This is a genomic window from Streptomyces sp. NBC_00335, from assembly GCF_036127095.1.
Lineage (GTDB): Bacteria > Actinomycetota > Actinomycetes > Streptomycetales > Streptomycetaceae > Streptomyces.
Genome location: NZ_CP108006.1, coordinates 670,942 through 683,916 on the forward strand (window position 1 = coordinate 670,942; position 12,975 = coordinate 683,916).

Sequence of the window (12,975 nt, forward strand, 5' to 3'; positions counted from 1 at the left end):
TCGGTGCGATCTCCCCGCAATGATTCAAAATGGGGGCAAGATAGGAGCTGGAAGCAAACCGGCAGATCACGGTGGAGGTGGGGCGCATCAGCAGGCAGAAACTCCGTGCGCACCAGCGCGAGGCCGTCGACGCCGCCGTGCGGGCGCTGGAACTGCCCGCCGGGCGCAGGGTCCCACGGACCGGGCTCCGTACGCAGGTGATCATGGCAACGGGCTCCGGCAAGTCGCTGGTCGCCGTGCACACGGCCGAGGAACTGCGGGCCGGCCGGGTCCTGGTCCTGGTGCCCTCCCTGGACCTGCTCGTGCAGACCGCGGCGGCCTGGCGCGAGGGCGGCCGGACCGGCCGCGCCTTCGCCGTGTGCTCGCTGCGCGGCGAGGACGCGGGGGTGCCCACCACCACCGACCCGGCCGAACTGGCCGGCTGGGCGGGCCCGCCCGTCGACCGGGTCACGGTGTACGCCACGTACGCCTCGCTGGGCCTCGGCACCATCGAGAACGCGCACCGCGAGGGGCTGCCCGGCTGGGACCTGATCGTGGTCGACGAGGCGCACCGGACCTCGGGGCGGATCGGCAAGCCCTGGGCGGTGGTGCACGACAACCTCCGGATCCCCTCGGTCCGGCGCCTGTACATGACGGCCACGCCCCGGGTCTGGCAGGACGGCGAGGATTCCGGGCCCGCCGAGAGCGAGGAGCCGGCCGAGGGCTCCGACCGGCCGGAGGCGGTACGCGGCCGGGGCGACCTGGTGGCCTCCATGGAGGACGATCCGGACGGCCCGTTCGGCGCGCGCTGCTACACCCTCACGCTCTCGGAGGCCGTCGACCGGGGCATCTGCGCGCCCTACCGGGTGGTCTGCGTGGACGTCAGCGATCCGGAGTTCCAGGCGGCCGTGCTGCTCGGGCCGGACGGGCGCTCCGACGCCGTGCGCGGGGTGCGGCTCGCGGCACTGCAGACGGCGCTGGTGACGGCGGCCGTGAAGCAGGGGTTCCGGCGCACGCTCGTCTTCCACCACCTGACGAAGGAGGCCGAGGCGTTCGCGGCCGGGCTGCCGGCGGTCGCCGCACGCCTGCGCGCCACGAGCTGGGCCCCGCGGCCGGTGTACCCCCGTACCGTCTGGGCCGACTGGCTGTGCGGACAGCACACGGCGGCGCACCGGCGCCGGGTGCTGGGCGCCTTCGCGGACGACCGGGTCGCGGACAAGGCCTTCCTGGGCAGTGTCCGGGTGCTGGGCGAGGGCGTGGACACCAAGGAGTGCGACTCGGTCTTCTGGGCCGACGTACGCGGTTCCATGCCCGACCTGGTGCAGGCCGTCGGCCGGGCGCTGCGCATCCGGCCCGGGGAGGGCAAGGTCGCCTCCCTCGTGGTGCCGGTGCTGCTGGGGCCGGGCGAGTCCCCCGAGACGATGCTGACCTCACGGGCGTACGGGGACCTCGCGCGGCTGCTGGAGGCGCTACGGGCCCACGACACGCGGCTCGTCGAGTCCCTGGCACAGCCCCAGGCCCCGAGCCGGCGCGCGGCCGCGGGACCGGGCGGCACGGAGTCCGTGGGCGGCCCCGGGCTGCGCGGCGGCGCGCAGTCCCTGCTGAGCTTCTCCACCCCTCGCGACCCGGCGCTGCTGGCGGCCTTCGTCCGGCTGCGCGTCCTGCACCCGGAGCGCGAGCACTGGCGGCGCGGGGTGGAGGCCGCCCGGATCTACGCCTCGGTCGCCGGGGACCTCAAGGTGCCGTTCGCGTTCAAGGTGCCCCGTCCCGCGGCCACGGGCGCGGACGCGGCCGCCGCCGAGGGAGCCGGGGCTCCGTGGCCGCCGGGGCTGGCCCGCTTCCCGCTCGGCCAGTGGATCGCGGATGCCCGGCGCACGTACCGCCGCGGGGCGCTCGGCCGCGTGCGGGTGGCCCAGCTCGACGAACTGGGCATGGTGTGGAGCCACTTCGATGTCGCCTTCGAGGAGGGGCTGGCGGCGGCGAGCGGCTGGGCGGCCGAGAACGGTCACCTGCTGCCTCCGGTGGACGCCACCTGGCGCGGCGCCCCGGTCGGGGTCTGGGTCAAGAACCAGCGGGCGGCGGCCCGCCGGGAGGGTCCCGGAGCGCTGTCCGAGGAACGCCGCGAGGCCCTGGAAGCCATTGACGCGTCCTGGTGTCCGGCCTGGGACATCTCCTGGCAGCGGGCCTTCCACCTGACCCGGGTCCACCTGGACGCGGGCGGCCGGCTCCCTGCGCGCCCCGGGGAGGCCGTCGTCCAGGGCGAGGACCTCGGCGTGTGGCTGCGCGGTCAGCGCGCCTCCTGGGAGCGCCTCGCGTGGGCCCAGCGCTGGCTGCTGGAGCACACCCTCGGGGTGACCCCGGCCGAGGGCCCGGACCGGCCGAAGCCCCGGGTCGCCCACGCGGACGCGTGGGCGGCGCACTTGGAGGCGGCCCGGCGGTTCCACGACCGCGAGCGGCACCTGCGGGTGCCCCGTACGCACGTGGAACGGGTCGGCGACCGGGACCTGCGCCTCGGTTCCTGGATCGCCAACCAGCGTTCCCGCGCCGCGTCCCTCACCCCGGAGCGGACGGCCGCGCTGACGGAGCTGGGGATGCGCTGGCCGGCGCCGTGAGCTCCGGGCCCGCTCGCGGGCGGGCCCGGGGGCCGCGTCAGTGGTGGAAGCCGGACCGGGGCGGGGCCGCGGGCACGGGCTGCGGGTGCGCGATGAGGTGCTCCACGGCGAGGCGCAGGTCGGAGACGAGCAGCGCGATCTGGTCCCGGGTCACCCCGTGCCGGATCAGGACCCGCTGGATGACCGTGTCGTCCCGCTCGGCGGGCAGCGGGTACGAGGGCACCTGCCAGCCGCGCATCCGCAGCCGGTCGGAGAGGTCGTAGAGGGTGAAGCCCGCACCCTGCGGATCGGTGAGCCGGTAGGAGACGGCGGGCAGTGCGCCCTGGCCGTCGTAGAGGAGGGTGAAGGGGCCGATGGTCTCGATCTCGCGGGCCAGGTACTGGGCGGTGTCGGCGCAGGCCTGCTGCACCCGGCGGTAGCCGCCCCGGCCCAGGCGCAGGAACAGGTAGTACTGGGCGATGATCTCGCCGCCCGGCCGGGAGAAGTTGAGGGCGAAGGTGGGCATGTCCCCGCCGAGGTAGTCCACGGAGAAGACGAGGTCGGCCGGGAGCAGGTCGGCGGTGCGCCAGACGATCCAGCCGACGCCCAGCGGGGCGAGGCCGTACTTGTGGCCGGAGGTGTTGACGGAGGCCACGCGCGGCAGCCGGAAGTCCCAGACCACGTCGGGGTGGAGGAAGGGGGCCACGAAGCCGCCGCTGGCGGCGTCCACGTGGATCGGCACGTCCCAGCCGTGCTCGGCCTGGATCCGGTCGAGTTCGGCGGCGATCTCGGCGACGGGCTCGTAGACGCAGGTGTAGGTGACGCCGAGGATGGCGACGACGCCGATGGTGTTCTCGTCGACGTGGGCGGCGAGCTGCTCGGGGCGCAGGCCGGTGGCTCCTGGCTCCAGGGGGAGCTGGCGGAGCTCGACGTCGAAGTACCGGGCGAACTTCTCCCAGCAGACCTGGACCGGCCCGCACACCAGGTTCGGCCTGTCGGTGGGCAGTCCGGCGGCTCGGCGGCGCTCGCGCCAGCGCCACTTGAGGGCGAGGCCGCCGAGCATCGCGGCCTCGCTGGATCCGGTGGTGGAGCAGCCGGTGCCGGTGGTGCCGGCCGGGGCGTTCCACAGATCGGCCAGGATGTTGACGCAGCGGGCCTCGATCTCGGCCGTCTGCGGGTACTCGTCCTTGTCGATCATGTTCTTGTCGAGGCACTCGTTCATCAGCCGGTGGACCCCGTCGTCCGACCAGGTGGTGCAGAAGGTGGCCAGGTTCTGGGCGGCGTTGCCGTCGAGGAGCAGCTCGTTGTGGAGGAGCTCGTAGACCACCTCGGAGGGCGAGTGGTCTTCGGGCATCCGGTACTTGGGGAGGATCTCGCCGCTGAGGGCGGACGCGAACACGTCCGTCTCGGCGTCGCGGGCACGCAGGTCCTTCGTCTCATGGAGAGCCATATCGGGACTATAACGGCCTAGAACCGGACAGATCGCACTTAAGCGGTCTTCCGAATACTTAAGGAAAGGCGCGGAGAAGGTGCAGGGAAGGTGAAGGAGTGCCCCCGAGGGTGGACAGCCGCCCGGGGGAGCCTCACGAGCGTCCGCAACGACCGCCAACCCGGAGGCCCCGGCCGCCCGAACCGGGCCCCGGAGGGCGGTTCCGGCTGCGGCTTCCGGCCGACTCTGCGGTGTGATCCCTCCCATAGCCACCCCGAGCAGCCGCAGGATTTCCCGTCAGTTAAGCTTTTTTACATAGGTCTTCCCGTCCGGGCCGCTGGAGTCGGTCCGGACGGGAAGATCATCCAACAGGTTCAACAGGTGACTTATCCGCGCATGTCCGGATAGCAGCCCTCCGTTCTCCGCGCCCTGATACCTCTTCGGGCCATGAACAAGATCACCCGCCGACAGGCCTTAGGCACCACTGCCGGCGCACTCACCGTCCTCGGCCTCGCCGGCGCCACCGCGCACGCGGCCGTCACCCGGTCCCGCCCCGCCGCACCCGCAGCACCCACCACCCCCGCGGGCACCGTCGACGAGGTCTACCAGGGCCGCCGCATCCGCATAGTCCCCGCCTCGGGCGGGGACGACCACGGCGGCCACCACGGCGGCCACCAGGCCCCCGGCCAGCCGACCGTGCTCATAGACGGCCGCGAACTGCACGTGATGCGCAACGCCGACGGCAGCTGGATCAGCGTCGTCAACCACTACGAGACCTTCTCCGGCCCGCTCCCGCTCGCCCGCGCCGCCGTGCGCGAGCTCCAGGGCGCCTCCCTCGTCCCGATGGGCGGCATGCGATGACCATCCGCAAGAACCAGGCCTCGCTCACCCCCGAGGAGAAGCGGGCGTTCGTCGCGGCGCTCCTCGAACTGAAGCGGACCGGCCGCTACGACCGCTTCGTCACCACGCACAACGGCTTCATCATGGGCGACACCGACTCCGGCGACCGGGTGGGCCACCGCTCCCCCTCCTTCCTGCCCTGGCACCGCCGGTTTCTGCTGGAGTTCGAGGCGGCGCTACAGGCGGTTGATCCGGCAGTCGCCCTTCCGTACTGGGACTGGACGGCCGACCGGACCGCCCGCTCCTCCCTCTGGGCCGCCGACTTCCTCGGCGGCACCGGACGGGCGCGCGACGGGCAGGTCCTCGACGGACCGTTCGCGTACGCGACGGGCAAGTGGGAGATAGCCGTACGGGTGGACGGACGCTCCTACCTGCGGCGCGCGCTCGGCACCGGCGTGGCCCAGCTGCCGACCAGGGCCGAGGTGGACTCCGTCCTCGCCATGCCGGTCTACGACGCGGCGCCCTGGAACAGCTCCTCCGGCGGCTTCCGCAACCACCTGGAGGGCTGGCGCGGGGCCAACCTGCACAACCGGGTGCACGTGTGGGTGGGCGGCCAGATGGCCACCGGGGTCTCCCCCAACGACCCGGTGTTCTGGATGCACCACGCCTTCATCGACAAGCTGTGGGCCGACTGGCAGGCGCTGCACCCGCAGTCGCCGTACCTGCCCGCCGCCGGCACCCCGAACGTCGTGGACCTCAACGACACGATGCGGCCCTGGAACGACGTGACCCCGGCCGACATGCTGGACCACCGGAAGTTCTACACCTTCGACACCGAGCCGGTGCCCGCCCCGGCCGGGGCCGCCGCCAGCCAGCGGTAGTGCAGTTCGGGGCGGCCGACCTGGCCGTACCGGGGGGTGCGGTCCGCACGGCCGGTGTCCACCAGGTGCTCCAGGTACCGGCGGGCGGTGATCCGGGAGATCCCGGCCGCCTCGGCCGTCCCGCCCGCGGTCAGCCCTTCGGGGGCCGCCCGCAGCAGCGCGGCGACCCGGTCCAGGGTCGGGCCGCCGATCCCCTTGGGGAGTTCCGCCGGCCGGGGTGAGCGCAGGGCCGCCATCGCGCGGTCCACATCGTCCTGGCCGGCCGCCTCCCCCGCCGCCGTCGCGCGGAACTCGGCGTAGCGCAGGAGCCGTTCGCGCAGGGTGGGGAAGGCGAAGGGCTTCAGCACGTACTGCACCACCCCGAGGGAAACGCTCTCGCGGACCACCCCCAGGTCCCGCGCCGAGGTCACCACGATCACGTCGGCGGGGTGGCCCGCGGCCCGCAGGCCGCGCGCGAAGCGCAGCCCGTGGCCGTCGGGCAGGGTCAGGTCGAGCAGCAGGAGGTCGATCCGGGTCCGCTCCAGGACGCGGGTGGCCTCGGCGAGGGAGTGGACGACCGCGACGGCGGTGAAGCCGGGCACCCGCCCTACGTACAGCGCGTGCGCGTCGGCGGCCACCGGATCGTCCTCCACGACGAGGACCCGCACCTCGGGCGCGCTCATGCGTCCCCCTCCCCGCGCGCCGGCAGCCGTACGGTGAACCGCGCGCCCCCGTCCGGCAGTTGATCGGCGTCCGCACTGCCGCCGTGCCGGTGGGCCACCTGCCGCACCAGTGCGAGGCCCAGGCCCCGCCCCTCCCCCTTGCCCGACCAGCCGCGCCGGAACACGTCCGCGCCTTCGGGAAGTCCGGGGCCGTTGTCCGCCACGCCGATCAGCATCCCCTGCCCGTGGGGGCCGACCGGTCCGTCGGGGCGGATGGTGACCGAGATCCGGCCCCCGGGCACGCCGGTGAGGGCGTCGACGGCGTTGTCGACGAGGTTCCCGAGGACGGTGACGAGGTCCCGGGCGGGCGGCCCGCCGGGCCCGGCGCCGATGGCTCCGCTGTCCGGGGTCATGACCAGCTCGATCCCCCGCTCGTGGGCCTGCGCGGCCTTGCCGAGCAGCAGGGCGACGAGCACGGGCTCGCCGACGGCGGCGATCACCTCGTCGGTCAGCGCCTGGGCGAGGGACAGTTCGGCGGTGGCGAAGTCCACGGCTTCCGTGCTGCGCCCGAGTTCGATGAGGGAGACCACGGTGTGCAGCCGGTTGGCCGCCTCGTGGGCCTGCGCGCGCAGCGCCCGGGTGAATCCGCGCTCCTGATCCAACTCTCCCGTCAGTGACAGCAGTTCGGTGTGGTCGCGCAGGGTGATCACGGTACCCCGGCGGCCGCCGCCTGCGACGGGCGCGCTGTTGAGCACGAGCATCCGGTCCGCGGTCAGGTGGACCTCGTCCACCCGGGGCCGGTCCGCGAGCAGTGCCCCGGTGAGCGGGGCGGGCAGGCCGAGGTCGGCGATGCCGGCGCCCTTGACCTCCCCGTGCAGGCCGAGGAGTTCGCGGCCCGCGTCGTTGACGAGGGTGATCCTGCGCCGGCCGTCGAGCATCAGGAGCCCTTCGCGGACCCCGTGCAGGGCGGCCTGGTGGTAGTCGTACATCCGGCTCAGCTCGGCCGCGTTCATCCCGTGGGTGTGGCGGCGGAGCCGGGCATTGACGACGTACGTACCCGCCCCTCCGAGGGCGAGGGCGCCGCCGGCCATCCAGGCGAGGGCGGAGAGCCGCTCGGCGAGGCGGGCGCTGACCGCGCGGACGGTGATGCCGGCGGCGACCATGCCGACGACCCGGCCGTCGTCGGTGATCGGGGTGACCACGCGGATGGACGGGCCGAGGGTGCCGGTGTAGGTCTCGCTGAAGGTCTCGCCCCGCAGGGCGGGGGCGGTGTTGCCGAGGAAGCGTTCACCGATCCGCATCGGGTCGGGGTGGGTCCAGCGCCGTCCGTCCGGAGCCATGATCGTCACGAAGTCCACGCCCGCGTCGACGCGAACCCGCTCCGCATAGGGCTGCAGGGCGGCGGTGGGCCCGCCGGGGGCGCCGGCCCCGCGCCCGTTGCCCCGTACGGCTTCGGGGACGGGCTCCCCTCCCGCTGCACGCGCACCCTCCTGCCGCGGCGCGCGCGCCGCGTCCCGTACGGACGGGGCGTCCGCGACCGCGCGGGCCACCGCCCCGGCCTGGCGCCGGGCGGCCTCCTCGGCCTGGTCGCGGGCGGTCGCGTACGCGAAGACGGCGCAGCCGGCGACGACCGCGGCGACCAGCACCACCTGCATGGCGAAGAGCTGACCGGCGAGGCTGCGCGGCGGCCGGAGGAAGCGGAACATGGCGCTCAGTGTGCACCGGGGCGTGAACTCAATGAACGCAAGGGTGACCGGGGTCACAGCGGCGGGCCATGGTCCTCCCGGGACGCCTTCGCCATCGGGGAGGCGAAGGGCACTACCGGGAGGCATCGTGGCCGCCAGGCGCGACAAGACGCATTATCTGTACATCGCGGTGATCGGCGCGGTGCTGCTCGGCATCGCCGTCGGGTTCGCCGCACCCGGCACCGCCGTGGAGCTCAAGCCGCTGGGCACCGGCTTCGTCAACCTCATCAAGATGATGATCTCGCCGGTCATCTTCTGCACGATCGTGCTGGGCATCGGCTCGGTGCGCAAGGCCGCCAAGGTCGGCGCGGTGGGCGGGCTGGCGCTCGGCTACTTCATGGTGATGTCCACGGTGGCGCTGGCCATCGGGCTGCTCGTGGGCAACCTGCTGGAGCCGGGCAGCGGGCTGCACCTGACCGAGGCGGCCCGGAGCGCGGGCGAGGCGCAGGCCAAGGCGGGCGGCGCCGAAAGCACGCCGGAGTTCCTGCTGGGGATCATCCCCACCACGCTGGTGTCGGCCTTCACCGGGGGCGAGGTGCTGCAGACGCTGCTGGTGGCGCTGCTCTGCGGGTTCGCGCTCCAGGCCATGGGCGCGGCGGGCGAACCGGTGCTGCGCGGGATCGGGCACGTGCAGAAGCTGGTGTTCCGGGTGCTCGCGATGATCATGTGGGCAGCGCCGGTGGGCGCGTTCGGAGCGATCGCGGCGGTGGTCGGGGCGACCGGAATGGACGCGCTGAAGTCCCTCGCGGTCATCATGATCGGCTTCTACACGACCTGCCTGCTCTTCGTCTTCGTGGTCCTGGGCACGCTGCTGCGCCTGTGTACGGGCATCAGCGTCTTCGCCCTGCTGCGCTACCTGGGCCGGGAGTTCCTGCTGATCCTGTCGACCTCCTCCTCGGAGTCGGCGCTGCCCCGGCTGATCGCGAAGATGGAACACGTCGGCGTCTCGCGGCCGGTCGTCGGCATCACGGTCCCCACGGGCTACTCCTTCAACCTGGACGGGACCGCGATCTATCTGACGATGTCCTCGCTCTTCGTCGCGGAGGCGATGGGCAAGCCCCTGGCGCTGGGCGAGCAGATCTCCCTGCTGCTGTTCATGATCGTGGCCTCGAAGGGCGCGGCCGGGGTGACGGGTGCGGGACTGGCCACACTGGCCGGAGGACTCCAGTCGCACCGGCCTGAACTCGTCGACGGCGTCGGCCTGATCGTGGGCATCGACCGGTTCATGAGCGAGGCGAGGGCGCTGACGAACTTCGCGGGCAACGCGATCGCGACCGTGCTGATCGGCACCTGGACCAAGGAGTTCGACCGGGTCCGGGCCACCGAAGTCCTGGCCGGGCGACTGCCGTTCGACGAGAGCACGCTCACCGACGACGGACACGAGCAGGCCACGGCCGTACCGGCCCAGCCGGACGGCGCCAAGGACGGCGTCCCCGCCTGACGGGGACGCCCCGCGGACCGGCCGGGCAGGGCTCGCCCCCACGGTGCCCAGCCCGGCCGGACCCGACACGTCGGGCGGGAGTCATTTTTCAGCCAAGATCGGATGAACCGTCTAGCTGTAAAAGGTACTTCCATATCGGGGCACGCTTCTGACATCTTGCGTCCACCACTCGTTTCGTACGGACCGGTAGGTGCCACCCGCACCGCCGGACCGTCTTCGGAGGACGCATTGATACCCCACATATCCAGCCGACCTCGACGCACCCTCGTACTGGCGGCCGCCCTGGGCGCCCTGGTCCTCGGGGCACCGGCCGCGCTCGCCGGCACGGCGCCCGTCTCCCCGGCCGGCATTCCCGGCACCTCCGCCCCCGCCAAGGCACAGGCCCCGGCGCCGACTTCCCAGAGTGCGACCTGGGCTGCCGGCACCCGCGCCTACGTGGTGATCACCGCCGCCGGTGACAGCTCCGCGGTCCGTTCCGCCGTCACGGCGAACGGCGGCACGGTCTTCTCGTACTACGACCAGATCGGCGTGATCGTCGCCCACTCGACCTCCTCGACCTTCGCCGCGACCATGCGCGGGGTCAGCGGGGTCCAGAAGGTCGGCGCGACGCGCACCTCGGACGTACCGGCCGACGCCTACAACCCGGCACTGCCCGCCAACCCGTCCCAGTCGACGACCCCCGCGGGCGAGCCCGCGCGCGTCGACATGACCCAGATCAAGGCCGACCAGGCCTGGGCCGTGACCACCGGCTCGGCCTCCGTCAAGGTCGGCATCCTGGACACCGGCGTCGATGACCAGCACCAGGACCTGGCGCCGAACTTCAACGCCGCGGACTCCGCCTCCTGCGCCTACGGCAAGGCGGACACCCGCGTCGGCGCCTGGCGCGACGTGGACACCCACGGCACGCACGTGGCCGGCAGCGTGGCCGCCGCCAAGAACGGCAAGGGCGTCGTCGGCGTCGCCCCCGGCGTGAAGATCTCCTCGGTGCGCGTGGCCGAGCCGGGCACCTCGCTCTTCTTCGCCGAGAACACCATCTGTGCCTTCGTGTGGTCCGGTGACCACGGCTTCAAGGTCACCAACAACAGCTATTACACGGACCCGTGGCAGTTCAACTGCCCGGACAACATCGACCAGGCCGCGATCATCGAGGGCGTCAAGCGCGCCCAGGAGTACGCGGAGAGCAAGGGCTCGCTCCAGGTCGCGGCGGCGGGCAACGAGAACTACGACCTGGCCAACAAGACCACGGACTCGGCGAGCCCCAACGACTCGACGCCGACCACCCGGACCATCACCAACGCCTGCCTCGACATCCCGACCGAGCTCCCGGGCGTGGTCACGGTCGCGGCCAACGGCACCGGTGTCACCAAGGCCTCGTTCTCCAACTTCGGCCAGGGCGTCATCGACGTCGCGGCTCCCGGCAGCAACGTCTACTCGACCGCTCCGGGCGGTGGTTACAGCACCAAGAGCGGCACGTCGATGGCCACCCCGCACGTCGCGGGCGTCGCGGCGCTCATCGCCAGCGCCAACCCGACCTTCACCCCGGCGCAGATCCGCACCGCGCTGGCCACCCAGGCCAACGACACCGCCTGCCCGTCGGACGCCCGCTGCAAGGGCACCACGGCCAACAACGGGTTCTTCGGCGAGGGCCAGGTCGACGCGCTGAAGGCGGTCGGCGGCTCGACCCCGCCCCCCGGCAAGTACTTCGAGAACCTCACCGATGTCACGATCAACGACAACGCGACCGTGAACAGCGCCATCACCGTCAGCGGAGTGACCGGCAACGCGCCGGCCACCCTCAAGGTGGGCGTGGACATCAAGCACACCTACATCGGTGACCTCAAGGTCGACCTCGTGGCTCCGGACGGTTCGGTCTACGTCCTGAGCAACCGGGCCGGCGGCAGCGCGGACAACATCGTCCAGACCTTCACCGTCAACGCCTCCTCCGAGGTCGCCAACGGTGTCTGGACGCTGCGCGTGAACGACAACGCCAGCCAGGACACCGGCAAGATCGATGCCTGGAACCTGACCTTCTGATCTCCGGGCCCCGCGGCCTTCTGATCAGTGGCGCCACGGGGGCCATCGGGGAGCGGTACGCCGCGCCCCGATGGCCCCTCGCCGCTCACTTGGTCCGCAGTACGCAGTCCCCGCAGAGGCCGCCGCCGGGCACCTTGTAGTACAGGCAGCAGCTGCGGCGCACGAAGGCCACCCCGAGCCCGGGTTCGTGGACGAAGGCGCCGGTCCCGCCGAGCGGGCCGCCGTCGGCGAGGAGTCCGGCGGCCAGCAGCGCCGCCGCCTCGCCCGGTACCCGGTCCGTGAGCACCCGGACGGCGCCGACCAGCCCCGAGGCCGCGTTGCCGCGCAGCACCTGCGGCGAGACGCCGAACCGCTCGCGCAGCGCCGTGTCGAGCACCGCGAGGTTGGCGAGCACGGTGTCCGCCAAGGCCTTCGCCGGGGTTTCCGCGGGGAGTTCGGCGGGCTCGGGCAGCCACAGCTCCAGCGAGCCCTCGCCGGGCAGCCGCCACCGCAGGCGGCCGGGTCCGAGGTCCGGCACCCGCCCGGAGAGCACGGCGCAGCCGAGCCCGAGCGACCAGAGCCGCGAGGCGATCCCGAACTGCGCGGTCGAAGCCGCCACGCGGCCGGGTCCGCTCCCGATCCGCCGGCCGACTTCGCCGACGTAGGCACCGAGGTGTTCCCCGTAGAGCTCGTCGAGCGGCCGGAAGCCGGGGCCGGGCGGTTCCTTCCCGTACGCCACGGTGAAGAAGGGGCCTACGGATCGAAGCTGCCGCAGTACGCCGTCCACCTCAGGCTCCGAAGCCGTCGTCGGGCAGGTCCGGGTCCGGCTCCGGACAGGCGCCGTGGTTCAGGCCGTACGTGCCCGCCTTCTCCAGCGGCCAGTCCGCCGTGACCGGATCCTCGTCGTCGGGCGCGACGAAGACGAAGTCGGCGACGATGCCGGGTACCGGGTCGGTCAGGAGCGTGCGCTGGTCCGGCAGCGTCGGCGACCACTGCGTGCGCCAGGCGATCCCGGCGGCGGTGAGGGCATCGGTGAACCGCGACTCGGTGACCGGCGTGGTGACGGTGTAGCCCGGTTCGCGGCCCGCCCCCGGGATCTCCAGCCCGTCGCGCCAGACGGGTACGAACATCCGGTCCAGCAGGCGGCACCGGCAGAAGACGATCTCCAGACCGCCGTAACAGAACCAGTGCGGCCAGCGGCGCTTGTCCTCGACCCGCCCCGACCACTCGGGCTTGCCCTTCGCCGCGATGAGATCGGGCAACCGGGCACCGACGAAGAAGTCTCCGAACCGGCCGGTGGCGGCGAGGCGGACTAGGTCGGACGACAAGGGATCCATTCCCGCATGATCCCAGGCCGCCCGTGCACGTCCCGCGCCGGGGAGCGGCGCGGGGTGCACCGAGAAACGGACCGCACG

The 12,975-nt window shown here is 72.9% G+C and carries 10 protein-coding genes; 5 read left to right on the top strand and 5 right to left on the bottom strand.

Annotated features, from left to right (window positions below; all coding sequences use genetic code 11):
- Positions 1-77 precede the first annotated feature (77 nt).
- Positions 78-2,591 carry a Helicase associated domain protein gene (locus OHA37_RS02990; RefSeq protein ID WP_443046101.1) on the top strand — a complete coding sequence of 838 codons (2,514 nt, stop codon included), beginning with the start codon at positions 78-80 and terminating at the stop codon, positions 2,589-2,591.
- A 37-nt stretch (positions 2,592-2,628) separates the two neighbouring features.
- Here OHA37_RS02990 and OHA37_RS02995 read toward each other — a convergent pair whose 3' ends face one another.
- The gene (locus tag OHA37_RS02995; protein WP_266902146.1) at positions 2,629-4,020 is read right to left on the bottom strand and encodes a glutamate decarboxylase; all 1,392 of its coding nucleotides are present in this window, start codon (positions 4,018-4,020) and stop codon (positions 2,629-2,631) included.
- A gap of 426 nt (positions 4,021-4,446) precedes the next feature.
- Here OHA37_RS02995 and melC1 point away from each other — a divergent pair, with 426 nt between their 5' ends.
- Both melC1 and melC2 read left to right on the top strand, forming a co-directional pair.
- Positions 4,447-4,860 carry an apotyrosinase chaperone MelC1 gene (gene melC1 / locus OHA37_RS03000; RefSeq protein WP_266902148.1) on the top strand — a complete coding sequence of 138 codons (414 nt, stop codon included), beginning with the start codon at positions 4,447-4,449 and terminating at the stop codon, positions 4,858-4,860.
- Positions 4,857-5,720 (top strand): tyrosinase MelC2, encoded by an 864-nt coding sequence (gene melC2, locus OHA37_RS03005; protein ID WP_266902150.1) that lies wholly within the window; start codon positions 4,857-4,859, stop codon positions 5,718-5,720. Before melC1 ends, melC2 begins: the two co-directional genes overlap by 4 nt.
- Here melC2 and OHA37_RS03010 read toward each other — a convergent pair.
- Complete coding sequence (locus OHA37_RS03010; protein WP_266902152.1) at positions 5,660-6,382, bottom strand: response regulator; 723 nt, start codon at positions 6,380-6,382, stop codon at positions 5,660-5,662. The two genes, melC2 and OHA37_RS03010, sit on opposite strands and share 61 nt — an antisense overlap.
- Positions 6,379-8,067, bottom strand: a complete 1,689-nt coding sequence (locus tag OHA37_RS03015) for a sensor histidine kinase (RefSeq protein ID WP_266902154.1) — start codon at positions 8,065-8,067, stop codon at positions 6,379-6,381. Before OHA37_RS03015 ends, OHA37_RS03010 begins: the two co-directional genes overlap by 4 nt.
- Before the next feature lie 127 nt (positions 8,068-8,194).
- Between OHA37_RS03015 and OHA37_RS03020 the strand changes: the two genes are divergently transcribed.
- The gene (locus OHA37_RS03020) at positions 8,195-9,547 is read left to right on the top strand and encodes a cation:dicarboxylate symporter family transporter (protein ID WP_266902156.1); all 1,353 of its coding nucleotides are present in this window, start codon (positions 8,195-8,197) and stop codon (positions 9,545-9,547) included.
- A gap of 228 nt (positions 9,548-9,775) precedes the next feature.
- The gene (locus tag OHA37_RS03025; protein WP_266902158.1) at positions 9,776-11,581 is read left to right on the top strand and encodes a S8 family peptidase; all 1,806 of its coding nucleotides are present in this window, start codon (positions 9,776-9,778) and stop codon (positions 11,579-11,581) included.
- Between the two features lie 85 nt (positions 11,582-11,666).
- On the opposite strand, the gene OHA37_RS03030 is transcribed toward OHA37_RS03025, so the two are convergent.
- Positions 11,667-12,347, bottom strand: a complete 681-nt coding sequence (locus OHA37_RS03030; protein ID WP_443046102.1) for a (2Fe-2S)-binding protein — start codon at positions 12,345-12,347, stop codon at positions 11,667-11,669.
- 1 nt (position 12,348) lies between these two features.
- Positions 12,349-12,897 (bottom strand): hypothetical protein, encoded by a 549-nt coding sequence (locus OHA37_RS03035; RefSeq protein WP_266902160.1) that lies wholly within the window; start codon positions 12,895-12,897, stop codon positions 12,349-12,351.
- Positions 12,898-12,975 lie beyond the last annotated feature (78 nt).